The 24,975-nt window shown below is 39.7% G+C and carries 24 protein-coding genes; 23 read left to right on the top strand and 1 reads right to left on the bottom strand.

Features of this window, described 5'->3' with window-relative positions; translation table 11 throughout:
* Nucleotides 1-298: 298 nt before the first annotated feature.
* The 23 genes from prpC (at nucleotide 299) to OC23_RS15680 (ending at nucleotide 23,690) form a co-directional block, all read left to right on the top strand.
* A complete protein-coding gene (gene prpC / locus OC23_RS15785; RefSeq protein WP_038345929.1) occupies nucleotides 299-1,456 on the top strand; it encodes a 2-methylcitrate synthase in 1,158 nt (385 codons plus the stop codon).
* Nucleotides 1,456-4,062 carry a Fe/S-dependent 2-methylisocitrate dehydratase AcnD gene (acnD, locus tag OC23_RS15780; protein ID WP_038345927.1) on the top strand — a complete coding sequence of 869 codons (2,607 nt, stop codon included), beginning with the start codon at nucleotides 1,456-1,458 and terminating at the stop codon, nucleotides 4,060-4,062. Before prpC ends, acnD begins: the two co-directional genes overlap by 1 nt.
* Nucleotides 4,063-4,139: 77 nt before the next feature.
* A complete protein-coding gene (locus tag OC23_RS18610) occupies nucleotides 4,140-4,796 on the top strand; it encodes a hypothetical protein (RefSeq protein WP_052209188.1) in 657 nt (218 codons plus the stop codon).
* Nucleotides 4,777-5,496 (top strand): PIN domain-containing protein, encoded by a 720-nt coding sequence (locus OC23_RS15770; RefSeq protein WP_052209187.1) that lies wholly within the window; start codon nucleotides 4,777-4,779, stop codon nucleotides 5,494-5,496. Before OC23_RS18610 ends, OC23_RS15770 begins: the two co-directional genes overlap by 20 nt.
* Before the next feature lie 136 nt (nucleotides 5,497-5,632).
* A complete protein-coding gene (locus tag OC23_RS18900; protein ID WP_004637424.1) occupies nucleotides 5,633-5,776 on the top strand; it encodes a zinc ribbon-containing protein in 144 nt (47 codons plus the stop codon).
* 127 nt (nucleotides 5,777-5,903) lie between these two features.
* Entirely contained in the window at nucleotides 5,904-6,479 is a 576-nt protein-coding gene (locus tag OC23_RS15765) for a DUF4126 domain-containing protein (protein WP_038345925.1), read from the top strand.
* Nucleotides 6,480-6,520: 41 nt separating this feature from the next.
* Entirely contained in the window at nucleotides 6,521-7,219 is a 699-nt protein-coding gene (locus tag OC23_RS15760) for a hypothetical protein (RefSeq protein ID WP_038345921.1), read from the top strand.
* 72 nt (nucleotides 7,220-7,291) lie between these two features.
* The gene (locus tag OC23_RS15755) at nucleotides 7,292-8,179 is read left to right on the top strand and encodes an EamA family transporter (RefSeq protein ID WP_038345920.1); all 888 of its coding nucleotides are present in this window, start codon (nucleotides 7,292-7,294) and stop codon (nucleotides 8,177-8,179) included.
* A gap of 573 nt (nucleotides 8,180-8,752) precedes the next feature.
* Nucleotides 8,753-9,205: a hypothetical protein gene (locus tag OC23_RS15750; protein WP_038345918.1), complete on the top strand. Its 453-nt coding sequence runs from the start codon at nucleotides 8,753-8,755 to the stop codon at nucleotides 9,203-9,205.
* 102 nt (nucleotides 9,206-9,307) lie between these two features.
* Nucleotides 9,308-9,973 carry an RluA family pseudouridine synthase gene (locus tag OC23_RS15745; RefSeq protein ID WP_038345916.1) on the top strand — a complete coding sequence of 222 codons (666 nt, stop codon included), beginning with the start codon at nucleotides 9,308-9,310 and terminating at the stop codon, nucleotides 9,971-9,973.
* Between the two features lie 25 nt (nucleotides 9,974-9,998).
* Nucleotides 9,999-10,472, top strand: coding sequence for a GNAT family N-acetyltransferase (locus OC23_RS15740; RefSeq protein ID WP_038345915.1), 474 nt, complete (start codon nucleotides 9,999-10,001; stop codon nucleotides 10,470-10,472).
* 128 nt (nucleotides 10,473-10,600) lie between these two features.
* The gene (locus OC23_RS15735; protein WP_038345913.1) at nucleotides 10,601-10,966 is read left to right on the top strand and encodes a ribonuclease E inhibitor RraB; all 366 of its coding nucleotides are present in this window, start codon (nucleotides 10,601-10,603) and stop codon (nucleotides 10,964-10,966) included.
* 300 nt (nucleotides 10,967-11,266) lie between these two features.
* A complete protein-coding gene (locus OC23_RS15730) occupies nucleotides 11,267-12,091 on the top strand; it encodes an ABC transporter permease (protein ID WP_038345911.1) in 825 nt (274 codons plus the stop codon).
* Nucleotides 12,088-12,759, top strand: a complete 672-nt coding sequence (locus OC23_RS15725) for an ABC transporter ATP-binding protein (protein ID WP_038345910.1) — start codon at nucleotides 12,088-12,090, stop codon at nucleotides 12,757-12,759. Before OC23_RS15730 ends, OC23_RS15725 begins: the two co-directional genes overlap by 4 nt.
* Nucleotides 12,740-13,840 carry a capsule biosynthesis protein gene (locus tag OC23_RS15720; protein WP_038345909.1) on the top strand — a complete coding sequence of 367 codons (1,101 nt, stop codon included), beginning with the start codon at nucleotides 12,740-12,742 and terminating at the stop codon, nucleotides 13,838-13,840. Before OC23_RS15725 ends, OC23_RS15720 begins: the two co-directional genes overlap by 20 nt.
* 5 nt (nucleotides 13,841-13,845) lie before the next feature.
* Nucleotides 13,846-15,543, top strand: coding sequence for a polysaccharide biosynthesis/export family protein (locus tag OC23_RS15715; RefSeq protein WP_038345908.1), 1,698 nt, complete (start codon nucleotides 13,846-13,848; stop codon nucleotides 15,541-15,543).
* A gap of 137 nt (nucleotides 15,544-15,680) precedes the next feature.
* The gene (wecB, locus tag OC23_RS15710) at nucleotides 15,681-16,802 is read left to right on the top strand and encodes a non-hydrolyzing UDP-N-acetylglucosamine 2-epimerase (protein WP_038345907.1); all 1,122 of its coding nucleotides are present in this window, start codon (nucleotides 15,681-15,683) and stop codon (nucleotides 16,800-16,802) included.
* A gap of 55 nt (nucleotides 16,803-16,857) precedes the next feature.
* Complete coding sequence (gene wecC / locus OC23_RS15705) at nucleotides 16,858-18,087, top strand: UDP-N-acetyl-D-mannosamine dehydrogenase (protein ID WP_038345905.1); 1,230 nt, start codon at nucleotides 16,858-16,860, stop codon at nucleotides 18,085-18,087.
* Nucleotides 18,088-18,098: 11 nt separating this feature from the next.
* Entirely contained in the window at nucleotides 18,099-18,752 is a 654-nt protein-coding gene (locus OC23_RS15700) for a hypothetical protein (RefSeq protein WP_038345903.1), read from the top strand.
* On the top strand, nucleotides 18,752-20,932 hold the full coding sequence (locus tag OC23_RS15695) for a glycosyltransferase (RefSeq protein WP_038345901.1): 2,181 nt from the start codon (nucleotides 18,752-18,754) through the stop codon (nucleotides 20,930-20,932). The genes OC23_RS15700 and OC23_RS15695 overlap by 1 nt, the downstream gene beginning before the upstream one ends.
* 4 nt (nucleotides 20,933-20,936) lie before the next feature.
* Nucleotides 20,937-21,866 carry an NAD-dependent epimerase/dehydratase family protein gene (locus OC23_RS15690; RefSeq protein ID WP_038345895.1) on the top strand — a complete coding sequence of 310 codons (930 nt, stop codon included), beginning with the start codon at nucleotides 20,937-20,939 and terminating at the stop codon, nucleotides 21,864-21,866.
* Between the two features lie 20 nt (nucleotides 21,867-21,886).
* Nucleotides 21,887-22,837 carry an alpha/beta hydrolase gene (locus OC23_RS15685; protein ID WP_038345892.1) on the top strand — a complete coding sequence of 317 codons (951 nt, stop codon included), beginning with the start codon at nucleotides 21,887-21,889 and terminating at the stop codon, nucleotides 22,835-22,837.
* A 91-nt stretch (nucleotides 22,838-22,928) separates the two neighbouring features.
* Complete coding sequence (locus OC23_RS15680; RefSeq protein ID WP_038345891.1) at nucleotides 22,929-23,690, top strand: heparin lyase I family protein; 762 nt, start codon at nucleotides 22,929-22,931, stop codon at nucleotides 23,688-23,690.
* 13 nt (nucleotides 23,691-23,703) lie between these two features.
* On the opposite strand, the gene OC23_RS15675 is transcribed toward OC23_RS15680, so the two are convergent.
* A complete protein-coding gene (locus tag OC23_RS15675) occupies nucleotides 23,704-24,879 on the bottom strand; it encodes an SGNH/GDSL hydrolase family protein (RefSeq protein WP_038345889.1) in 1,176 nt (391 codons plus the stop codon).
* Nucleotides 24,880-24,975 lie beyond the last annotated feature (96 nt).

Below are 24,975 nucleotides of genomic sequence, written 5' to 3'. Positions count from 1 at the left end.
AGAGGGATTTCACGAATTTAAGACTTTCTAGTAGAGATAAAAAAGTATTTTTATCAGTTTCATGAAAGTATTAATGATCGTGAAGGCGGCATGGATGCCGCCACGTTGGGCTGCCTTGCGCTGCTTTCAAAGCGATACTTTGAAGTTGCTCAGGAAGTACCGTCAGGCCAACAAAGGATTTTTGCTTACTTTTAATCCATCAAAAGTAAGTCCGGCCGAAGGCTTATCCTCAAATAAGATGAGAGTTCGGTAAGACACCGCTACGAAATTCACCTAAGGATATAAAAAGGACAATCTTATGAGCAGTAATGAAACAACAACAGGCTTCAAACCAAAAAAATCAGTGGCCCTTAGCGGACAAGTCGCTGGCAACACCGCACTCTGTACCGTAGGCCGTAGCGGTAACGACTTACACTACCGCGGATATGACATTCTCGACCTTGCCGCAGGCAGCCAGTTTGAAGAAGTGGCCCACCTGCTGGTACACGGCAAACTTCCAAACAAAGCGGAACTCAAAGCCTATAAAGCAAAATTAAAGGCACTCCGTGGCTTACCGGCAGCACTGAAAACCGCACTTGAGCAACTGCCGCCATCTGCCCATCCAATGGATGTGATGCGTACCGGTGTCTCTGTACTGGGTTGCCTAACCCCAGAACATGAAGACCACAATGAAGCAGGTGCCAAAGACATTGCTGACAAATTGATGGCAAGTCTGGGTTCAATGCTGCTGTACTGGTACCACTTCAGTAATAACGGCCGTCGTATCGAAGTTGAAACCGATGATGACTCGATTGCTGCACATTTCTTGCATCTCCTGCATGGTGAAAAGCCTTCGGAACAATGGATTCAGGCCATGCATACCTCTTTGATTCTGTATGCAGAGCATGAGTTCAATGCCTCAACCTTTACCTCACGTGTGGTGGCAGGCACAGGTTCAGACATGTACTCGGCCATTACCGGCGGGATTGGTGCATTGCGTGGCCCTAAACATGGTGGTGCCAATGAAGTGGCATTCGTGATTCAGCAGCGCTATGACAATGCCGATGAAGCCGAAGCAGACATTCGTAAACGTGTTGAAAATAAAGAAGTGGTCATCGGTTTTGGTCACCCAGTCTATACCGTGTCTGATCCACGTAACGAAGTGATCAAGCAAGTGGCGCGTGAACTGGCCCAAGCGCAAGAAAATACCAAGATGTATTTGATTGCGGAACGTTTAGAAGCAGTGATGAAAGAAGTGAAGAACATGTTCCCGAACCTCGACTGGTTCAGTGCAGTAAGCTATCACTTGATGGGTGTCCCAACGGCCATGTTCACGCCATTATTCGTGATTGCACGTACTGCGGGCTGGTCTGCACACGTGATTGAACAACGTCAGGACGGCAAGATCATTCGTCCAAGCGCCAACTATACCGGCCCTGAAAACCTTGAATTCAAACCATTGGCGGAGCGTGGTTAATGAACACAAAATACCGTAAACCGCTGGCAGGAACCCAGCTCGAATATTATGACGTGCGTCAAGCCGTTGAAGATATTCAGCCAGGCGCATACGCAAAGCTGCCATACACCTCGAAAGTACTGGCCGAGCAGCTGGTGCGTAAAGCCGATGCCGAAAATTTAACGGCCTATTTAACCCAACTGATTGAACGCCGTCAGGATCTCGATTTTCCGTGGTATCCGGCACGTGTGGTCTGTCACGACATCTTGGGACAAACTGCATTGGTTGACCTTGCTGGTTTGCGTGATGCGATTGCCGATAAAGGCGGTGACCCATCTAAAGTCAATCCAGTGGTGCCAACCCAGTTGATCGTGGACCATTCATTGGCAGTGGAATATGGTGGTTTTGATCCGGATGCCTTTGAGAAAAACCGTGCCGTAGAAGACCGTCGTAATGAAGACCGTTTCCACTTTATTGAGTGGACCAAGACTGCCTTTAAAAATGTTGACGTGATCCCTGCGGGTAACGGCATCATGCATCAGATCAACCTGGAGAAAATGTCTCCGGTGATCCAAAACCGTGAGGGTTTGGCGTTCCCGGATACCTGTGTCGGTACAGATTCACATACCCCACATACCGATGCGCTTGGCGTGATTTCAGTCGGTGTCGGTGGTCTGGAAGCTGAAAACGTGATGCTTGGTCGCGCATCCTGGATGCGTCTGCCAGACATCATCGGGGTTGAGCTGGTGGGTCAGCGTCAGGCCGGTATCACCGCAACTGATATCGTGTTGGCATTGACCGAGTTCTTGCGTAAAGAGCGTGTTGTTGGTGCTTATTTAGAGTTCTTCGGTGAAGGTGCTGACAGCATGTCGGTGGGCGACCGTGCCACCATCTCGAATATGACCCCTGAATATGGCGCAACTGCGGCGATGTTCTATATCGACCAGAATACCATCGACTATTTACGTCTGACCGGTCGTGAAGATGCGCAAGTGGCCTTGGTTGAACAATATGCCAAAGAAATCGGTCTTTGGGCATCGGATATGACCCAAGCGGAGTACCCACGTGTCCTTCGTTTTGACCTTTCAACGGTGACCCGTAACATTGCAGGGCCATCAAACCCGCATGCACGTGTCTCTACCGCTGACTTGAAAGAAAAAGGCATTGCCGGTGTAGTTGAGAACCGTAGCGATGGCTTAATGCCAGATGGCGCAATCATTATTGCGGCCATTACCTCTTGTACCAATACCTCTAACCCACGTAATACCGTGGCGGCAGGTCTGTTGGCTCGTAAGGCTAATGAGCTGGGCTTGGTGCGTAAACCTTGGGTGAAATCCTCATTTGCACCGGGTTCAAAAGCGGCTGCACTGTATCTTGAAGAAGCGGGTGTACTCAAAGACCTTGAGAAGCTGGGCTTTGGTATCGTGGCTTATGCTTGTACCACCTGTAACGGCATGTCAGGCGCACTTGATCCCGTGATTCAGCAAGAAATCATTGATCGTGACCTGTATGCAACTGCGGTACTTTCGGGTAACCGTAACTTCGATGGCCGTATCCATCCATACGCAAAACAGGCATTCCTGGCATCCCCGCCGTTGGTTGTGGCCTATGCAATTGCAGGAACGATTCGTTTTGACATCGAAAAAGATGCGTTAGGTCATGACAAAGACGGTAAGCCGATTTACCTGAAAGATATCTGGCCGTCGGATGCTGAAATTGATGCACTTGTGAAAGAAGCGGTGAAGCCTGAACAGTTCCGTAAAGTCTACATTCCAATGTTTGACTTGGGCGAAGTTGAACAAGCCGAAAGTCCGTTATACGACTGGCGTCCGCAAAGTACTTACATCCGCCGTCCTCCGTATTGGGAAGGGGCGTTGGCTGCACCACGTACTTTAGCCAATATGCGTCCGTTGGCGATCTTGGGTGACAACATCACCACCGACCACTTGTCGCCATCAAATGCGATCCTGATGGATTCGGCTGCGGGTGAATATCTGCACAAAATGGGCGTACCTGAAGAAGACTTTAACTCGTATGCAACGCACCGTGGTGACCATTTGACGGCACAGCGCGCGACCTTTGCCAACCCGAAACTGTTTAATGAAATGGTGGTTCGTTCCGACGGCACCATTAAGCAGGGTTCAAAAGCACGTGTAGAGCCTGAAGGCGAAGTGATGCGGATGTGGGAAGCGATTGAAACCTACATGAACCGTAAGCAACCGTTGATCATTATCGCGGGTGCAGATTATGGTCAGGGTTCAAGCCGTGACTGGGCGGCGAAAGGTGTTCGTCTTGCAGGTGTTGAAGCGATTGTGGCTGAAGGTTTTGAGCGTATTCACCGTACTAACTTGGTGGGTATGGGTGTTTTACCGCTTGAGTTTAAGCCGGGTGTGAACCGTAAAACCTTAAAGCTAGATGGTACTGAGCTGTATAGCGTGATTGGTAATATTGCGCCGCGTTCGACTTTAACTTTGGTGATTGAACGTGCCACAGCGGATGGTAAGGAAGAAATTCTGGAAGTGCCTGTAACCTGTCGTTTAGATACTGAAGAAGAAGTGTCTGTATATGAAGCGGGTGGGGTATTACAGCGTTTTGCGCAAGACTTTTTAGAAGGTCAGGTGGCGTAATACTTTGATCTGAAAGTAATTGATTCTGCTTAATAAAAGCCCTATCTTGATGATAGGGTTTTTTATGAGAAATTAAAGTGAAAACTTATAAGGATGTCTTTATTTCATTCAATAATATTGAAGATGTGAAGAATTACATTGAAGATATTACTAATAGCATTACAGTGCCTTGGCAAAGAAGTTATGATAGAGAACAAAATGCTAAATCGTTCGTGAGCGAAGATGTTTATTGTTTTGAGCGCAATGAAGATCCTAGATTACCTAGTTGTGGACTAACTATATTTTTCAAAGATCAAAGAACTTTATATATACCAAATGTTGTTCCTAAAGAAAGTGGTTGGCTTACGGTAGAGCAATATAATGATTTAATAACAGAATTTTATGATATTTACCTACTTCCTTTATCTGAAAAAAATAATATAAGTATTACAATAACTAACGATGATTTACAGGATGAGGATATTTTAAATAAACCTGTAGCAGAATGTTTGAGAAGATTTTCAACTCTAGCAAATATGTCTACAGGCAGTAGTCATCCATGCGATAGAAAAAGATGGTATGAGTTTATTTGTCTTGCATTTGATTTATCAAAGACGAAATCAATTAACACTGATCTCTTACAGAAGATTTTGATAGAACAAGGTTGGGAAGAAGATAGAGCTTTAGATTTAGTAATAGAGTATGAGTTTGGGCTGGGATTATTGGAATATTTAGATGAGTACAGTATTCGTTAAGGCGACAGATATAATTTCTGAAATTTCACAAAATCCTCAAAGGGTGATTTTTGTAGATACTTGCTCAATTCTTAATTTAATAAACTCAACTCATCAAAAGGCTTTATCTGAAAAATATATTTCAGAGATTAGTGAGCTTATTAACTTGCAAAAATCCAATAAAGTATGGTTGATTGCGAACGAAGTAGTGCATAAAGAATGGCATGATAATATTGAAAAAGTAATTGCAGATGCAAAAAATTCTTTTAAGAACACCCAGCGAAATTCTGCAATTTTTATTCATTTATCTAATCTTTTGCTAGGGACAAATTTGCAAAATTTTGCTCATAATTTATTTGATATGATAGAGAATAATTTAAAGCAGCTTTCAATGAATTTTCTATTTGCATGTAAGCTTTTATGTAGAGAAAATGATCAAACTTTAAAAGCTAGTGATAGGGTCTATAAATGTATAGCCCCATCAAAAAAAGGAAAAGATTCTTTTAAAGATTGTGAGGTTTTTGAATGTTTTTTTGATTTCTCTAGTAAGCTGAGAGCTTCTGGATTTCAGGAAAAAATAATATTTTTTACATATAATACTGAAGATTATGGCAAAGAGAATGAACCTTTAGGGCAGTTACAACAAGATTTTTTGCAAATAAATGCTAAATTGGTAACAAATATTGGACATGTTTTAGCTATAGCAAAGCGACAAGTTTAAACGAATTACTAAAGTTTAATCAGAATAAGATAGTTTTAACCTTTCCGCCATCACCGCTCGTCGGAAAGGTCAATAAATAATCAAAACTATCAAGCTATAGTATATGTACCATTTCTAAAATCTATGGAGAACAAAGATGGTAACTGCTGGCGAAAAACCTGGAACAGGCTTCTATTTTTGTGTTCAATGCGGACACCGCACCTATTTAGAAATTGGTACTGATCGTTTACCTCCGTGTACCAAATGCCTTGGCAATCAATTCAACAGTAAGAATGCCTAAGCCGCAAAATACCAAACAGTTACCCACTGTTTGAATAAAAGCCCTATCCCTTGATAGGGCTTTTTGTTACCTTAAAAATAAGATGTAAATAACAAGACCTGTCATAGGCATAGAAAGGTAATCCGTGATGGAAACAATTTTAGGACTCTGTATTGGCGTTGGACTCAGCGCAGCCTGTGGGTTTCGTGTCTTTGTGCCGCTATTGGCGATGAGTATTGCCACTCTCATGGGCTGGTATCAACCTGCCCAAGGCTTTGAATGGCTAGCACTTCCATCGGTGTGTATGGCGCTGGGCTTTGCTACCATTTGTGAAATTGCAGCTTACTATGTGCCGTGGGTAGATAATCTATTAGATACTATTGCCACACCTGCGGCTGTAGTGGCAGGGACACTGACCACGATGGCAGTCAGCAGCGGCGAAATGTCGCAGTTTGCGACTTGGGCCGCGGCGCTGATTGTCGGTGGTGGAACCGCAGGCGTGGTACAAATGAGTACCGTAGCCGCACGTGGGGTTTCGACGGCAACCACAGGAGGGCTGGGTAATTTTGTGGTAGCTACCGGTGAACTGGTTGGCTCGATCTTATTATCCATTCTGGCCTTTATCATGCCTGTGCTGATTACCGTTGTGGTCATTATTTTAGTGATCGTCACGGCACGCTGGATTCGTGCAAAACGCCAGCAGAAACTCAGCCATTCCCTCTAAAGGGCCATAACCGTAATCACTACTTAAATGATGAAATAAAAATGAATAAGAAATGTATTGCACTTAGCTTGGCTTGCTTAAGCCTATCTATACTGCCGCAAACAACGTTTGCCCAAGCACAGCCAACAGCAGAAGAGCTGAAACTACGTAAAGATAAAGTGACTTATAAAGCCTATCTCCCTGCAAAATATCAACTGTTTGAAGCGATTGAAGGCGACCTGAATAAAGATGGTTTGAAGGATGTGGTACTGATCGTCAAAGCCACCGATCCCAAAGCCTTTGTACAAGATGAATATCGTGGGCAGTTAGACCGTAACCGCCGTGGTGTGATTGTATTGCTGAATCAAAAAGGCAAATACAAAACCCTACTCAGCAACCTCAGTTGTTTTAGCTCGGAAAATGAAGATGGCGGGGTTTATTTCCCACCTGATCTATGGCTTGAGATTAATAATAATTTACTTGATATTCATTACGGGCATGGCCGTTATGGTTATTGGCGTTATCTGTTCCGTCTGGAAGGCAATGATCTACGCTTGATTGGCTATGATGATTCAAATAATCGTGGCCCGCTCATTCAAAGCCAGACCAGTATTAACTTTTTAACAGGCAAAAAAGTAATACGGAAAAATATGAGTGAAGACGAAGAGGAGGAGCCAAGATTTAAAGAAACATGGAGCAAAATCAAGCAGCCGCCGATCTATCTGTCTAAAGTGAAAGACTTTAATGATTTAAGTTTTTAAGCACGGACGACTATCGAAAAACCAGCCAGAACCGCGTAAATTAGCGGCACTTTTGCTCTTGCGTGCAAGCTTATGATGATCACCTGGATTCTGTTCACCCTAATGGCTGCATTTATGCAGGCCTGGCGCAATGCATTTCAAAAACAACTCAGTACCAGCGTCGATGTCTACGGGACTACGCTGGCGCGATTTATCTTTTCACCGATCTTTGCCTTTAGCTATCTGGCCTTTCTCTATCTGCATCAGCCTGTCACCGCACCGGTGCATTTTTCCGATAAATTCTGGTTCTATATCGTGATTGCAGGCATGAGCCAGATTTATGCCACGGCCTTGATGGTGAAACTGTTTCAGCAAAAGAACTATGCCATCGGGGTAGGGCTGGCCAAAAGTGAAGCAATTCTGGCTGCCTTGGTCGGAGTACTGTTCTTACAGGAACATCTCAGCACATGGGGCTGGGTTGGCGTGGTGATTGGGGCAGTGGCGGTATTCTTACTCAGTAAAGGCAAACAACAGTCAGACCTTTCTTTTAAAACCTTGATGATCGGGCTGGGCAGTGGGCTTTGTTTTGCCATCACCTCCTTATTGGTGCGTGAAGCCAGTCTGGAACTGGGTATGTTGCCATTCCTGCATCGTGCCGCTTGGGTGCTGTGTAGCCTGATCAGCTTTCAATGCATGGTACTGCTGATCTATCTCGGATTTTTCAGCCGCCCGACGCTCTATAAAATGTGGCAGCGCGTTGGGCTGACCTTGAGAGTGAGTATTTGTAGTTTTCTGGCCTCGGTCGGCTGGTTTAGTGCCATGAGTATGCAGACCGTCGCCATCGTCAAAACGCTGGGACAGGTCGAAATCTTATTTAGTTTGTTGATCTCGGCTTTTTTCTTTAAGGAAAAACTGGCCAAAACCGATCATTGGGGACTATGGCTAGTGATTGTGGCTGCAATTATGGTGATTTGGGCCTAGATTTAAGCATCTATTTGAAAAAATACACATGTAAATTTGAATTTATCGGAATATAAATCGTAGTTTTTTACTGGAAGTGGGAAATATTTCAAGATTTATCTTTTGGCATGCAAAATTATTTCATTAAGCGTTAAAAATAGCAGTTTTTAGGAAAACAATCCCGCCGTGATCTGCCTAAACTATGTCTCAAGGGTGTGAAAGGGATCGAAAAGAGTAGCATGCACCGACGCTTACAAAGCAAGTGTGTACGAACCCAAAAGGTCTCGATTCGGCTTAGGACGCTATAGATCAAAAGTTTATAGGCAAAGGTTATGGCTTACAAAGTCATAGGTGTTGAAGTAAACAACCACTGTTTTCCCTTGATACCCTAAAAAATTTAATCAAATATAAAATCAGCCAAACGGCTTAAATAATAAAAACCAGTTCAATAAAAGCAAAAACGAATGTGACATCCATCCTGTAATCCTGCCATTATGAAGATAAATCGATATTTTTATATTAAAAAACAAAATGATATAATTTTATTTATACCTAAAAATCAAAACATGATCACAGGGACAGGTCAAAACAAGAATGAGTCAGTTTGAGCTTAACATCCGCTATCCTCATCATATCCACCACAATGAGATCGAGCATGTGGGGATGCTTGACATGAGCACGGTTCTGGCCAGATTTGACCAGATCAGCTGGCGTCAGCAACTGGTTCGCCAGTTACAGCTCAATGGTGCCGATACCCGTTTTATGGTGACCGATCATGCAAGCGGTCAAAACATTGCCATTACCCTCGATGCCTATGCCAAGTCGCAACAGCTGGAATTTAAGCTGGACAGCGATGTTGTGGTGATTGTACCCAAAAAAGACCTATTTGGACTGGTGACCCGTAAAAGCAAGGAAACCATTTCCTTTAAACAGTTGAGTCTGGCCCGGGCAAAAGATTATCTGACTGCTTTTTTAAACCGGGATATTGCCTTGCTGGAACAGAAATATAAAGACAACCTAAGCAAAGGCATTAAAGCCCATTCTTAATCATTCAACGCTCTGGCCGAGAACATAAGCCTGTTGCGAAACTGTTGTGCAGCACTATAATCGCTGCTGTTTCCGTCCTTGTGCCTGCTTGGCTATTTTCTCATGCCTTTAAATGACAACTTTGTTTACGCGCCTCCACAACAGCCTTTAGAAATCATCTATGAAGATGACGACCTGATTGTGGTAAACAAGCCTGCCGGGCTATTGTCGGTGATGGGGCGTTTACCTGAACATCAGGACAGTGCCTATTTACGGGTCTTACAACAGCATCCTGCGGCTAAAGTGACGCATCGGCTGGATATGGCCACTTCGGGTTTGCTCATGTTTGCCAAGCATCGCGAAGCAGAGGTCGCGGTCAGTAAAATGTTTCAGGCCAGAACCGTCAAAAAATACTATGAAGCACTGGTACAAGGCGAGATTCAGGCCGAGGGCAGTGTGGAGGTTCCACTGATCACCGACTGGGAAAACCGCCCACGCCAGATGGTGCATTTTGAACTGGGCAAGCCGGCCAAAACCTTATTCCAGCGTATTGACTATGATGCAGCCACTGATCAAAGCCGTGTCCGCTTAGAACCAGTCACGGGGCGTTCGCATCAATTGCGAGTGCATATGATGCACATTGGCCATCCGATCATGGGCGATAAACTGTATCATCCTGCACCCGCCCGCTTTCATTTAAACCGCATGGCGCTGCATGCAGCCTATCTGGCCTTTCAGCATCCCCTTAAACGGCATGAGCTTGAAATCCGTGCCGAGGTAACATTTTAGAGACTTCCAGACGAGGTGAAATAGCATGTACCCAGTCTTGCAATGCCAATGGAATAGCTTAACCGAAGCACAGCAGGCCCAGCTCAAGCCCTTACTCTTGATGGCCGATCCGGACTGGAAACAGGTCAGCACCTATCTGTTTACGGCAACTATCCTGCTTATGCTGGATGAACAGGGCAATGTTCAGGCGCAACTTTGCCTGTTGCATAGGCAACATGAAGCCGAAATCAAAAATCTGGCTGTCGCTCAGCCGGCCCAGGGACGGGGTCTGGCCAAGGCCCTGATTGGTCATGTGGTAGAAAATGCCAAAGCGCTCGCGATCCGGACGCTATGGGTCAAGACCGGAAACTCGAGTCTGGATCAGCTGGCCCTTTATCAAAAGTGCGGCTTCCGGTTGTCACATATCGAGCATGATGTTTTTCGCGATTATCCGGAGCCGATTTATGAACATGGCATTCGTTGTCTGGATCAGGTAGTGCTGTCGATGACATGGGCCTGAACCGGAAAATGGCCTGAAAAGACTGGGGTTTTAGCTACAATAATGACATTAAAGTGACTAAAAAATGACATAAAAGTAGGTTAATCTATAACCGATGTTAGCTTCAGAACAACACCAAGGATATGACCATGACACGCGATTATGAACAATTCCCCGATAATGATAACGGCAACGTACTGTGGCAAATGGTTGAGGATGGTAATGACCTCAGTGAACCGCATGAAGTTGAATTTTCGATTGTATTTGAGCAGCAGGAACAGATCGAAAAATGCGCCTTGCATCTGCTGCATCAAGAGCAAAAAATCTCGCTCTATCAGGAAGAACAGCATTCGGATGGCTCGGATTTATGGGTGCTAAATATCCATGTCAATATGATTCTCGAATATGAGGATATTGCCGATCTGGAAGAATGGATGATCCGTATTGCCGGGCAGTTTGGCGGTGAATACGATGGCTGGGGCTGCATGAGCTACATCTACGACGAAGACGAGTAATTTAATTATGTGAATTGTTATCAAAATAACAATTCACTACATTATTTTTATGAGTTTTTACGTAGAGAGAATTGATTTTTAATTTTGTAACCTTTTGAAATTTATTTATTTTCATAAGATGAACGACCAGTTGGCATATTTTAATTTAATTTGTGGCCTATTTTGTCGTTTTTTAATAGAAGAACTTTCTCCTAATTCAAAATTATGGAACATTTTGAAACTTTAACTTTCCGAAAAAATAATTTAAGCTTCGCTGGAAAATGAAGCCAGTGCAAAGATTGAGCACTCACAGGGGGTCGGATGGATGAGCCAGCATCCAGTTTAAAAGGATTACCACGGTTAAAACCGCGTGGCGGACTGCAAGTCATGTATGCATCTGTTCGTGCACTTTTTTTACGGGAGTTACAAACCCGTTTTGGTCAGTTCCGCCTTGGTTATTTTTGGATTTTTTTAGAACCAGCGTTACATATTGGCTTTATGCTTGTTTTATTTGGGACAATTAGACAAAAAATTATTCCTGGTATGAATTTTGAAATTTTCCTACTCAATGGCATTTTACCATTTTTTATGTTCAGGAAAATTTCAGCTCAGGCCCTAACTGCTGTACAAGCCAATAAGGGATTATTTACTTATCGTCCTGTCAAACCGATCGATGCTTTGCTGGCACGCAGTATTTTAGAGTTATTTTTACATTTTACCGCTTATATATTATTTAGTCTGATACTGTTATGGTTTAGCTTTACTATAAGTGCTGAGGCGATTCCACAACTATTAGGTTACTGGCTTTTACTATTTTTATTGACGCTAAGCATAGGGCTAATCCTTCTGGTAGTCGGTAGTATTTCACCCGAAATTAATAAATTTGTATCTCCTTTATTTTTTATCCTTTATCTCTTATCTGGGGTGCTTTATACCATTCATTTGGTTCCTGTTGAGTATCAACAGTATCTATTATGGAATCCACTCTTACATATTTTTGAATTAATGCGACATGCTGTGGCACCTACTTATCCATTAGTTTCGGGAGTATCCCTTATATATGTAAGTTTATGGATTATAGTATCTTTATTTTTTGGGTTGTTGCTCTACAAGCGCTTTGAGCAACAAATGGTGAAGTCAAAATGATTGAACTTCGCAATTTGACTAAATCTTACGTCACCCCCAAAGGTCGTCATTATGTCTTTAAAGATCTCAATGCGGTCTTACCCGAGAATAAAAGTATTGCGATTTTAGGTAAAAATGGTGCAGGGAAAAGTACCTTGTTACGCATTATTGGTGGTATTGATTTTGCTGACAGTGGCAAGGTCATAACCAATAAGTCGATTTCCTGGCCTGTGGCGTTATCGGGTGGCTTTCAGGGCAGTATGACAGCACGCCAGAATGTTCGCTTTGTGGCACGGCTTTATCTCAGCCATGAAGATGAAGTAGATCAGGTGATTAAATTTGTCGAGTCTTTTGCTGACATCGGTAAATATTTTGATATGCCGATTAAAAGCTATTCATCAGGGATGCGCTCTCGGATTGGCTTTGGCCTAAGTATGGCATTTAATTTTGACTATTATCTGCTTGATGAAGCAGGAGCGGTTGGTGATGCCAACTTTAGGAAAAAGAGCCAAGCTTTACTCGATGATTTAAAACAGAAGTCCAATATTATTATGGTGTCCCATAATTTAGATGATTTAACCCGCAACTGTGATGTAGCGTTTCTAATGCGGAATGGTCAGGCGGAATATTTTGCAGATGTTGCAGAGGCAATAGAGGTTTATAAAGCGTATGCGGTCAATAACAAATAAAGGCTTAATCATAAGCTACATCGCCATAGTGATGTTGCCACTTTTGCTTATCATTGCGTATCTCGTGTTTTTTGCCCAGGAACGCTTTGTTTCCCAGTCGACCCTACTGGTAAAACAGGTCGGTGAAGTCTCTAATGCCGCAGCAACCAATGGGCTCAGCACTTTACTGGGTGTCAGCAATACCAGCAATGAAGATGCGCATATCTTAACCGCCTATATTTCTTCGCGGAATATGGTTGAAAGTCTGGATAAAACACTCAATTTGCGTAAAGCCTTTATTGCACAAAATGATCCGGTCTTTGGCCTAAGCCCAGATGCTTCAATTGAAGATTTAGTAGAATACTTTAATAAACGTATTAAAGTGGATCTGGATGAAAAAACCATGATGATGACCATTGCATCTCAAGGCTTTAGTTCAGGTTTTGCACTGCGTCTCAATCAGGAAATCCTAAAAAATAGTGAAGCCTTTATTAACGACCTTTCCCAACAGATTGCAGAAGAACAGCTCAAGTTTGCTGAAAAACAGCTGGTTGAAGCCAAACAACAGCTTGATCAATCTCGTGATGCCTTACTGGACTATCAAAATAAAAACCAGATGTTCGATCCACAGGCCCAAGCACAGGCAGTCGCGACCATTGTCGCCACGCTCGAGTCGAACCTGGCACAGTTACGTACCGAAGAACGGACCTTATTAAGCTATCTAAATGAAACAGCGCCTCAAGTGGTATCGGTGCGTAGCCAGATCGAGTCAGTACAAAAGCAGATTGCCGATGAAAAGGCCAAGCTTACCTCGCCAAATACCAGCAAGTTAAACAAAAGCGTGGCGGACTTTGAAGCTTTAAAAGCCAATGTCGAGTTTGCGACCGATCTATATAAAATTTCTTTGGCTTCACTGGAAAAAGCCCGTCTGGAAGCTTCGCGTAAGCTGAAAAAACTGGTGGTGGTCTCGACTCCACAATTGGCGCAAGATGCGGTCTATCCAAGAACACTGTATCTGATTGCAACCTATTTTCTAATTTTAAATATTTTGTTTGGTATCACGATGTTGATTTACTCGATTATCCGTGAGCATAAGGAGTAAGTGAAATGAAAAAGATATTAATCACCAGTATGCTCGCCATGTCATCGTTTTATAGCTATGCGGCAGATTTACAGTCTCTGTTACCGCAAGAGCTAGCCAGCAATGTCGGTCAGGCCAATAATAATCAGTCCCAGACAAATAATAATGTTGCTGATAACACCATTTTACCAAGTCAGTCGGTGGTCGGGCTTTCGCCAAGTAGTGCACCGAAATACCCGACCGCAACCAGAATGTTTGGTGAGCAACTGTTTAAAGGGGCTTTTGCCAGCACTGCAGGCTCTACCTTTAATGACAGTTATGTGCTTAACCCGGGTGATAATATTAACTTGCGTCTATGGGGCGCTTACCAGTTTGCCGGAACTTTAACGGTTGACCCTCAAGGCAATATTTTTATTCCCAATGTCGGTCCGGTGAAGGTGGCGGGTACTACCAATGGCCGCTTGCAGTCCCTGATTGAAGGCTATGTACGTAAAACCTATGTGGCCAATGTCGGTGTCTATGCCGCACTGGTTCAGTCACAACCGGTTAAGGTTATGGTCACTGGTTTTGTCAACCAGCCAGGTTCTTACGGTGGTGTCGCCAATGACAGCGTACTGGCTTATCTGGACCGTGCTGGCGGGGTCGATGCACAGCGCGGCAGTTATGTCGATATCCGGATTATGCGCAATGGCCAGCTAAAGCAGTATGTCAATCTTTATGACTTTCTGATCGCAGGTAAGCTGCAACCGTTCAGTTTCCGTGATGGTGATGTGATTGTGGTCGCGCCGCGTAGTCATACTTTCTCGGTTTCCGGCGAAGTGTTCAATGCCTACGATTTCGAGTTTAATGTTCCCGAAGTCACCGTCGCTCAAGCATTGACCGTCGCCAAGCTTAAACCGGGCGCTACCAATGTCAGTATTATGCGCCGTCAGGGAGCCGAATACCGGAGTGAATACTATCCGCTTTCGGCTGCCAGTAATGTTGTGATTGAAGATGGTGATATCTTAACGGTTACGGCCGATCGTTATGCAGGTACCATTCAGGTACGTATTGAAGGTGCCCATAATGGTGCCCATGCAGTAGTATTACCTTATGGCTCCAAACTTTCGGAAGTGCTCAAGCAGATCCAGCCAAATACCTTGTCTGAAGTTCAGGCGTTACAACTCTTCCGCCCATCGGTAGCAAAACGCCAGAAAGAAATGCTCAACGTTTCTTTAGATAAACTTGAAGAAGCCACATTTTCTGTACGTTCCACCACGCAGGAAGAAGCCAATCTGCGGGTAAAAGATGCCGAACTGGTAAAACAGTTTATTGCCAAGGCCCGTACCGTTGAGCCGAAGGGGCAAGTGGTACTTAATCCGAAAGACTTTGATGATGTCATTCTGGAAAATGGCGACATTCTGAATATTCCGGAAAAAACCTCCGTCATTATGGTGCATGGTGAAGTCACCTTCCCGAATGGTGTGGTCTGGCAGCCCAATATGACTGCCGCATCTTATATTGATCAGGTTGGTGGTTTTACCCAGAAATCCAATAAATCAAAACTGGTGGTGATCCATCAAAATGGTGAGTCCGAACTGGTCAGTAAGCGTTATAAGATTCAGCAGGGCGATGAAATTTTAGTCTTGCCTAAGGCACAAACCAAGGTAGTGGAGTTAACACGTGGTATCACGCAAGTGCTGTACCAGATTGCCATTGCAGCCAAGGTCGCCTTGGATTTATAGAAAATAATTTGATGATGATATGTATAGGCTGTATTCCCCTGATGGATATAGGGTTCAGGAGAAAGCAGGTCTATTCATAGAGTCTGGTGTTGAAACAATAATTTTTTTAATAAATTATTGAATAATTTGGTGAAAATATGAAAGTGTTAGTTGTGTTCGGAACAAGACCTGAGGCGATCAAAATGGCGCCTCTGGTAAAATTATTAAGTGCAGATCCTGCTTTTGAAACCAAGGTTTGCATCACGGCACAGCATCGACAAATGTTGGACTCTGTTTTATCTGTATTTGATATCCAGCCCGATTATGACCTGAATATTATGAAAGCAGGGCAAAGCCTGACAGAGTTGAATGCCCGCATGATGCTGGCGCTTGAAGAGGTTCTGGTTGACTGTAAACCTGATCTGGTATTGGTGCATGGCGATACCTCAACCACGCTCAGTACTGCGATGGCAGCTTTCTATCAAAAAATTGATGTTGGCCATGTAGAAGCGGGCTTGCGAACTTATGACATTTATTCGCCGTGGCCGGAAGAAGCCAATCGTCAGTTGACCAGTGTAATTGCCAAATGGCATTTCTGCCCGACACAGACCTCTGCCAACCATTTACTGCAAGAACATATCGATCAAAGCAAAATCTGCATTACCGGCAATACCGTGATTGATGCACTGCTCTACGTCAAAGACCAGCTCAATAATAACGAAGCCTTACAGCAAGACATGCGTGCTCATTTCCACATGCTGGATCTAAGCAAAAAACGTGTCCTGATCACAGGTCACCGCCGTGAAAACTTTGGTGAAGGCTTTGAGAATATCTGTAAAGCCATTAAAGCCTTGGCAGAGCGTTATCCGGCAGTTGAGTTTGTCTATCCGGTGCATATGAACCCGAACGTGATGCAGCCCGTTTATCAGTACCTTGATGGTGTTGATAACATTAAGCTGATTGAACCACAAGAATACGTCCAGTTTATCTGGCTCATGCAGCACAGTCATATCATTTTGACCGATTCTGGCGGTATTCAGGAAGAAGCCCCATCGTTAGGTATTCCTGTACTGGTTATGCGCGATACCACAGAACGTCAGGAAGCAGTTGAAGCAGGTACGGTAAAGCTGGTCGGCACATCAAAAGAGTTAATTATTCAGCAAACCGCTGCACTATTGGATGATGATGCGCTACATCAGCAGATGAGCCTGGCGCACAACCCGTATGGTGACGGTCTTGCCTGTCAAAGAATTGTTGAGCATTTAAAGCAGTTTGCCTAATCGTAAAGCATCAACGAACAATAGAAACGTATTTTTAAGATTGTAGAGAAAATCCATGTCAGAGTTAAAAATTTCAGTTAGTGGTCTAGGTTATATTGGTTTACCGACAGCAACCATGTTTGCAAATGCTGGAGCACAAGTTATAGGGCTTGATGTTAACCAGTATGCGATTGATACCATCAATGAAGGTAAAATCCATATTGTTGAGCCGGGTCTGGAAGAAATCGTTAAAAAAGTAGTCGCTTCTGGCCATTTAAAAGCCTCTTTACAGCCTGAACCTGCCGATGCTTTTTTAATTGCGGTACCAACACCATTTAAAGGCGAAGACTATACACCGGACCTTTCTTATATCGAAGCTGCAGTCAATACCATTGCGCCTGTACTGGAGAAGGGCAATATTGTCATTCTTGAATCGACTTCTCCAGTCGGTGCGACAGAGCAAATGGTAGAGTGGTTATCTGCGTTACGTCCGGAGCTTAAATTTGCTAAGCATGAGACCGACACCGATGTAGACGTACATATTGCCTATTGCCCTGAACGTGTTTTGCCGGGGCATGTCATTCGTGAACTGGTTGAAAACAACCGTACCATTGGCGGTATGACACCAGCTTGTACTCAAAAGGCCAAAGATGTTTACCGTATCTTTGTAAAAGGTGAGCTACTAGAGACCAACGCCCGTACTGCAGAAATGACCAAACTCACTGAAAATGCTTTCCGTGATGTCAATATTGCCTTTGCCAATGAGCTTTCATTGATCTGCGACCGATTAGACATTGATGTATGGGAGCTGATCAAGCTTGCCAACCATCATCCTCGTGTCAATATTTTAAGACCTGGTGCAGGCGTTGGTGGTCACTGTATCGCTGTCGATCCATGGTTTATTGTCAATAAAACTCCTGAGCTGGCAAAAATGGTACGTTCAGCACGTGAAGTGAACGATTACAAGCCAAAATGGGTAATCCAGCAAATTGAAAATGAAATCGAGAAACTAGGTGCTTTAGGCCGTAAACCAAAAGTTGCTCTACTAGGTCTGGCATTTAAACCAGATATTGATGACTTGCGTGAAAGCCCAGCAGTTGAGATCGCTAAAGAGTTCGGTCTAAACCACGATGTCGAATTATTCCTGGTTGAACCAAATATTCATAAGTTACCTGCTGAAATTAAAAATGGCCGTTTAGTAGACTTGGAAGAGGCTTTAGAGCAAGCAGATGTCCGTGCTGTTTTAGTAAAACATACCGAGTTTATTCAGCTGCCAGCTGATTCTGTAATGAGTTTTGTGGGGTAATCAGGCAAAAGATGAAAGAACTAAAAACGGTTCATGAAATTGAAAATTATATTCATGATTTAGAGAAAAAAGTCTTCCAACTACAGAATACACATGCTTTTCGTGTTGGTATGGCAATTATGAAGTTTTATGATAGGCCTAATTCTATAAAAATTTTAGAGTTAAATAAGTTTATCAAAGAACTTCTAGCTGCTACTAAAAAGGCAAGTGTAAAAAATACTGCGCTTCAAGAGAGTAAGGTAATTCTAAAGCAGGAAATAGTCAGTAATAACTCACAAGTTCAAATAAACAAAGATGAACCAAGTCCACAATACTATTTTTTACCTATTTTGAAAGATAGAAAGCAGGTATTAACATTTAGTTATGAGCTATCAAAAGAAAATGGCTGGACATTAGTAACTCCTAATAATTTTAAAGAGTTATTAATGTATGGTAATTTTGACGAGATAGAATTGAACTTATCTCATATAACTGACAGTCCATTATGGAGCTATTTTGGTACTTACGATGATATTCCTAGAACAAATCAGTTGTTAGATCTATTGTTGAAAAATAATAGAATTAATAAGGTTTTGATTCATCAGAATGATCTAGCTTTATATCCTATTATTTTAGATAGATTGTCAGTATTTAATAATGTATTGTTTGATAAGAGCGTTTTGTAATGATTGTAAATAAGAAGAATGTTGCTATATTTGGTGATATATCAACTAATGGTATAGATGGCTCATCTATCTGGTTACAATCTATATCATCAATTTTTCCAAAAGATAAGTTTAATGTTTATTTAATTTTAAGAGATAAAATTACTTCTCGTATTTTGTTGGATGAAATTCCACATGTAAATATTATAGATCTTTTTAATAATCCTTATATAGTAAAAGATAACGAAAACCCTTGCTCAACTTATGAATTGTTTACTATTTTAAATGGTTTGGATAAAAAGATCCATTTAGATCATATTATATTAAGAGCTCCAAGATATTTAAAAGAGTTAGTAAATAAGGCCGACAATCCATCTTATAAGAAAATTTTATCAAAAGTTGATACATATTTTGCTAAATTAAATATATATGAGGATGATTATGAGCAGGATATTATAAAGAAAGCATTACCTTATATTGCAAGAGTAATTCTTCAAACTGAGGAGATGCGGTCATACTTTGATTATAAGTATCCTGATTTTATTGGTAAAGTTATTGTTTTAAATCCAATTGTCCCTGATTTTAAGAAGACAATGACTAAAACAATACAGAAAAAAATTAAAAATCCTATTTTGATATATGCAGGAAAGCTAGATAAGCAATACTATGTTGAGGATTTTTTAGATCTACTATTTGTTGATAATTTTAATAAATATCAACTTATGTATGTTGGTTCTAAAATCAACTCATCTAAACTCGATAAAGGATTCGTAAGCAGAATTAAAGAGAAATTAACTAATTCTGAAAATTATTCTAATTTTACATGGATAAAACAGTTAGATCGTAAAGCAACTATTCAAAAAGTATCTCAAGCCTCATTTATGCTTTCATTAAGACAAGAGGTATATGATACTAGTAATGAAATTTCAACTAAACTATTAGAAGCAATGTCAGTTGGTACCTTACCATTATTGAAGAAAACAGCTGCTAATATAAGATTGGTTGGAAATGACTATCCCGGATTCATTAGCTCAATAGATGAAATTCCATCAGTTGTAGATAGTTTTGTTAATTATCCAAAATTATATATTTATTGGTCTAAAAAATTACAGGAAGTTGCTCAAGAATATAGTTTTTCTAATACTTATAAAATAAAGTTGGCTCCCTTTTATGAGCAGCAAGAAGTAATAGAAAAACCTATTCTTAAGGAGAAAATGAAAGTTCTAATTGCATCTCATGATAATAAATTCTTTACAAGAGTTATTAATGAGTTGCTCAAAGATAATAATCTGGAAGTTAAATTCGATAATTGGATTACTACTCTTCGACACGATGTGAAAAAGTCGAAAGAGCTTTTAGAGTGGGCAGATGTTATTCTTTGTGAGTGGGCAGTAGGAGCAGCAGTTTATTATAGTCAAAATAAATTGCCTCATCAAAAATTACTGATTCGTTTACATCGTTTTGAGATTACGACTAATCAACCAAATTTAATTAAATTTGAAAATGTTGAAAAAGTAATAGTAGTAAGTGATTATATAAAAAATCATTGTATCGAAAATTATGGTTGGCTGGAAGAAAAAATATCTACTATTCCACAATATGCAGATATTGATCTATTCAATAGACCTAAAGCAAGATCTTATCAATATACTCTAGGTCTACTAGGTATGGTTCCGACCTTAAAAAGATTAGATCGTGCTTTAGATATTCTTGAGCATTTACGTAGTTTAGATTCTAGATATACATTACGTATAAAGTCTAAACACCCATGGGATATTCCTTTTGTATGGGTTAAAGAAGATGAGAAAAATTACTTTTTAGAGCAATACCAGAGAATTGAAAATAATCCGATCTTAAAAAATGGTGTTATTTTTGACGAATATGGTGCCGATGTAGCTGCTTGGTTTAGAAAAATTGGATGGATGCTTTCAACTAGTGATATTGAAGGCTGTCATACTGCTGCTGCTGAAGGTATGGCATCAGGTGCAAAACCTATTATTTTTAACTGGCCAGGTGCTGAAGGAGTATATAAAAATGTTCCTATATTCAAGGATGCCAAATCAGCCGCTGAATATATATATAGTAATGACCAATTTCCTGAAGCTGAAATTAGTAAGGTAAAAAAATATGCGAAAGAAAATTTTGATTTAAATATCACAATAAAAGCATATTTTAACTTTATATATAAAGACTTAGGGTGATGTCATGGAAAAGATATATTTAGTTACTGGCGCAGCTGGGTTCATCGGTTCTCATATTTGTGAAGAGTTATTAAGACAGCCCCACAACATTGTTGTGGGAGTTGATAATTTTTACTCCGGTAAACAATCGAACATTGATTTCCTAAAAGGTATTTCAAATAATTTTATTTTTTATAATTTAGATATTTGCAATCATGATGAGTTATGTGAAGTCATGAAAAAGCATAATATTAAATATGTTTTTCATGAGGCCGCTATAGCATCAGTTCAAACTTCTGTAGAAAATCCAATATTTACGAATGAAGTTAATATTAGGGGTTCATTAAGTGTTCTTGAAGCTTCAAGGAAGAATGCTGTAAAACGTTTATTGTTTGCTAGTAGTGCAGCTGTTTATGGAGATGAGCCTACTTTACCAAAAAATGAAAAGTCAGTGACTAGACCGATTTCACCGTATGGTTTAGAGAAGCTTGTTACTGAACAATATATGCAGCTATATGCTTATCAATATGGCTTAGAATGTATAGCTTTAAGATATTTTAATGTATATGGCCCACGACAAGATCCACATAGCGAGTATAGTGGAGTAATTTCTATATTTGATGATCGTATTAAGCAAGAACTTCCAATAACCATTTATGGCGATGGTGAACAATACCGTGACTTTATATATGTTAAAGATGTAGCTCAAGCAAATATAAAACTTATGAATCATGATATTGATAGTAATAATTTTTTAGTTGTTTGTACTGGTACAGGTAAGAGTACTACAGTTAATCAGTTGGTTAATATTCTAAAGAGAAAGTATAACTCAGAGCATATTAAGCCTACTTATAAAGATCAACGTATTGGAGATATTAAAGAATCTATTTCTGATAATAGTTTATTGATAAGTATTATAGGTGATAATTTTTCTCAAATTGAGAGTTGTATTTAATTTGCTTAAGGTATAATTTTATGAGCTTTGATTTTGAGAAAGTTACTTACACAGATAGTAATTTTACAGTATATGTAAAAAAGAACTTAGGTTCGGACTTTGCTTTTTATATATTAAGAGGAAATAAGAGATTAGCAGCAAAGTCCTACACTAAAAATACTAGTTCTAGCATAGATGTAGTTTTAGATAGAAATAAGGTTTATTGCCTAAAGTTGTTTAATCGTCCAGAATGTGAAAATACAACTTTAGAAAAAGATAAAATAACCTTAAAAAGATTTTTCTATTTAGATAAATACGGTCGAATCTTTGTCATAAAAGAGGAATTATTATATGAAGATGGAAAGATAAAAATTACTGAATATGATCAAGATTCAAATATAACATTTGTCACTTTCAATTCTTCTCAAACTAATAAAACTACTTCTCCATTTGGTGCTGAGTTTCTTTTATCAAATGGATGGAATCTAATTGCATTACATAAACATGATAAGAATCAATATCAAGATTTAAATATAGAGTTATTTGAAAGAATTGTTAAGCCTAGAACAAAAGATAAAAAAACTTATATTTATGGAACAAGCTTAGGGGGGTATTGTGCTTGTTATTTTGGAGGAGTAATAGATGCAACAATTATTGCAGGAGCACCAAAACTTCTAGTTCATCCTTCTATTAGGCATCCAGATTATAAAGAGATTGAGTATAAGCATGTACCTATAGATAAAGTACCTAAAACAACTAAGCCTGTCTTTATTATTTTTGATCCTTTAGATAATGGTGATGTAAGGTTTATAAAAGATATAATTTTAAAAGCCTATCCTTTACCTTATTTGGTTCCTGTAAAACATGGGACGCATTTAGTTATTAAAACATTGATAACACATAATTTATTAAAGGATACTATTATGGATCTTGTTGAACATAACTATCTAGACGTAATAAAGAGGATTCATCAGTACAATGGTCTAGGATAAATTTTAAACTGAATTATGGGTTAAGGGTTTTTTAAGATTATATTGGTAATATACATTGTCAAAAATAGGATTTTACTTAAAAGGAAATAGAATGTTTTTGAGAATATTCATTTTATGTCTTACTTTAAGCCCTTTCTCTATGATTAGAGCCTCAGAGATAGTAAGTCCTGAGAAATGTTCAGAAGTTATTGGAAGTGGTGGCAACTATATTTCTAAAAATAATGGTAAGCTTTCGGGGAAATGTCAAGGTAATGTAATTGCGCCTAAAGTAGTTAATGATGCAATAGTTTTTTCAGTTCCAGCAGTACCTGAACAATTTAAATTAAGCTCATATTTTTCGACTAAAAAAAATAAAAGTGATAGAGTTGAGTTAACTTTTGCAAATCCTAAAATCGTTTTTGGTCATGAATATCAAATTGATTTTAAGTTAAAGGTATTGCCAGACTCTGATATTACCAATGAATCTTTTTATTTGTTACAACTTTGGCAGGCACCTCAATATTCACCTATTTTCGGTTTGAGAATGAAAAGGGGAACAAATGATCGTGCTACCTTTATGATTAGAAATCCTGAAAATCATATTGCAGGGAAAAACTTAGTAAACGTTAAATTAGGAGGTGAATGGCAAAATTTTAGAGTGAACTTTAAAATAACTAAAGAGATGAAAGGAGAGATATTAATTTATCAAAATAATAAGCAAATTCTAAATTGGGCAGGTAATATGGGATATCCAGAAGACAGAAATGATATTGATTCTAAATTAAGATTAAAGTTTGGAATGTATAAATTTCATGAACCTCATAAAAAATTTAATATTTCTTTTAAAGATATGAGATTCATTAAAGTTGATTAAAATTAAACTTTAATTAGTTTATTATAGATAGAAATGCATTGTGTATAATAATTCCCTTACCTTCCCAAGAGCGAATACCAACTTTAAGCTTTTCACAATTATTAGGAATATCTATATCTAATACTCTTTCAATTCTTTTTTTAGGCTTACCTGTAATATATTTATAATATCCTATTTCAGGGTTTGCAGATTTAATTAATGTTGTACTTGTGGGTGTACAAAAGTAATCGACTGCATAAAGCGCGGGAGCTTTTGAAGTATCAATTTGTTCAAAATCAATTATTAGTTTAATTTTGGTTTTATGGCTTATATTTGTTATAGTTTCACTCCAAACCATGTTTTTTTCTAAGATATGACTATATTTAAAATCTAAGAATGTTAGATTTTTCTCATTGGTTTGAGTAAGCTCATCCTTAATAAAATTAAAAAGTTTTTCTGAAAAGTAAGCAGCACCTTCAGGAAGAAAATGTAATTTATCATAAAAATAATTTTGATTTTCTTGAAAGTCTTTTTCTAAGTCCAAAAAAGGAATGCTGTTATTATAGCAGTATTCTTTAGCTATACTGTTTAATCTATTTAAATTAGCAGCCTCATTTGTATAGCAGATTGAAGTAATAAATAACTTTAATTTTAATTGATCACATATACCCTTTATTAGACCTAAGTTTCTAGTATAGAGTTCGGCATTAATATCTACTTCTCTTTTAACCTTTTTATCTAATGCTGGTAAAATAGTTGCATGATATACATGAGAAGAAAAATAATTCTTTTCATATTGTAACGGTCCTTCATCATTAGATGGAAGAACTAAGATTACAGTAGAGCCAGCCTTATCAATTAGCTTATTAATTATTAAATTTATAATATTTAAAGTATGTGTTCCCGAGGTTCCTAAATTTTTAACCTCGTAATTATATCCATTTATAAGTAAAGTTTTTTCCAAGACAGAATGTAGCTTTTTGCTACTACCCATATAAAGGCATTCGACTGTAGAAGCTCCTAACAAAAAAATTTTATTCTCAGATTGGTTTCCAAAAATACTGTACTGATTACCTTCCTCATCAGTTTTTATTTCATATATTTCATTTTTCTTAAGAAGAGGACAGTTTTCTAGATATTCTAAGGTTGGCGTATATAGCTTATTAATATTGGTACCAAGTTCTTTCAGTCGAATTGTACGTTTTTGCATCGGCCTCAGTCTAATACTGTAAAATCTCTTAAGATTTATTTTAACAACTTAGAAAAATCATTGGGGTTGTTTCAGTATTATTTATGTTTTTTAAAG

The organism is Acinetobacter sp. A47, from assembly GCF_000805455.1.
GTDB lineage: Bacteria > Pseudomonadota > Gammaproteobacteria > Pseudomonadales > Moraxellaceae > Acinetobacter.
This window is presented reverse-complemented; position numbering and strand designations above follow the sequence as displayed.

Bases quoted from the DNA above. Each gene is read 5' to 3' on its own strand.
- OC23_RS15700 (WP_038345903.1), top strand. From the start codon at position 18,099: ATGAAAGAACTAAAAACGGTTCATGAAATTGAAAATTATATTCATGAT.
- OC23_RS15675 (WP_038345889.1), bottom strand. From the start codon at position 24,879: ATGCAAAAACGTACAATTCGACTGAAAGAACTTGGTACCAATATTAAT.
- OC23_RS15685 (WP_038345892.1), top strand. From the start codon at position 21,887: ATGAGCTTTGATTTTGAGAAAGTTACTTACACAGATAGTAATTTTACA.
- prpC (WP_038345929.1), top strand. From the start codon at position 299: ATGAGCAGTAATGAAACAACAACAGGCTTCAAACCAAAAAAATCAGTG.
- OC23_RS15765 (WP_038345925.1), top strand. From the start codon at position 5,904: ATGGAAACAATTTTAGGACTCTGTATTGGCGTTGGACTCAGCGCAGCC.
- OC23_RS15690 (WP_038345895.1), top strand. From the start codon at position 20,937: ATGGAAAAGATATATTTAGTTACTGGCGCAGCTGGGTTCATCGGTTCT.
- OC23_RS15740 (WP_038345915.1), top strand. From the start codon at position 9,999: ATGTACCCAGTCTTGCAATGCCAATGGAATAGCTTAACCGAAGCACAG.
- OC23_RS18900 (WP_004637424.1), top strand. From the start codon at position 5,633: ATGGTAACTGCTGGCGAAAAACCTGGAACAGGCTTCTATTTTTGTGTT.
- OC23_RS15745 (WP_038345916.1), top strand. From the start codon at position 9,308: ATGCCTTTAAATGACAACTTTGTTTACGCGCCTCCACAACAGCCTTTA.
- acnD (WP_038345927.1), top strand. From the start codon at position 1,456: ATGAACACAAAATACCGTAAACCGCTGGCAGGAACCCAGCTCGAATAT.
- OC23_RS15695 (WP_038345901.1), top strand. From the start codon at position 18,752: ATGATTGTAAATAAGAAGAATGTTGCTATATTTGGTGATATATCAACT.
- OC23_RS15755 (WP_038345920.1), top strand. From the start codon at position 7,292: ATGATGATCACCTGGATTCTGTTCACCCTAATGGCTGCATTTATGCAG.
- OC23_RS15770 (WP_052209187.1), top strand. From the start codon at position 4,777: ATGAGTACAGTATTCGTTAAGGCGACAGATATAATTTCTGAAATTTCA.
- wecC (WP_038345905.1), top strand. From the start codon at position 16,858: ATGTCAGAGTTAAAAATTTCAGTTAGTGGTCTAGGTTATATTGGTTTA.
- OC23_RS15735 (WP_038345913.1), top strand. From the start codon at position 10,601: ATGACACGCGATTATGAACAATTCCCCGATAATGATAACGGCAACGTA.
- OC23_RS15725 (WP_038345910.1), top strand. From the start codon at position 12,088: ATGATTGAACTTCGCAATTTGACTAAATCTTACGTCACCCCCAAAGGT.
- OC23_RS15730 (WP_038345911.1), top strand. From the start codon at position 11,267: ATGGATGAGCCAGCATCCAGTTTAAAAGGATTACCACGGTTAAAACCG.
- OC23_RS15760 (WP_038345921.1), top strand. From the start codon at position 6,521: ATGAATAAGAAATGTATTGCACTTAGCTTGGCTTGCTTAAGCCTATCT.
- OC23_RS15680 (WP_038345891.1), top strand. From the start codon at position 22,929: ATGTTTTTGAGAATATTCATTTTATGTCTTACTTTAAGCCCTTTCTCT.
- OC23_RS15715 (WP_038345908.1), top strand. From the start codon at position 13,846: ATGAAAAAGATATTAATCACCAGTATGCTCGCCATGTCATCGTTTTAT.
- wecB (WP_038345907.1), top strand. From the start codon at position 15,681: ATGAAAGTGTTAGTTGTGTTCGGAACAAGACCTGAGGCGATCAAAATG.
- OC23_RS15720 (WP_038345909.1), top strand. From the start codon at position 12,740: ATGCGGTCAATAACAAATAAAGGCTTAATCATAAGCTACATCGCCATA.
- OC23_RS15750 (WP_038345918.1), top strand. From the start codon at position 8,753: ATGAGTCAGTTTGAGCTTAACATCCGCTATCCTCATCATATCCACCAC.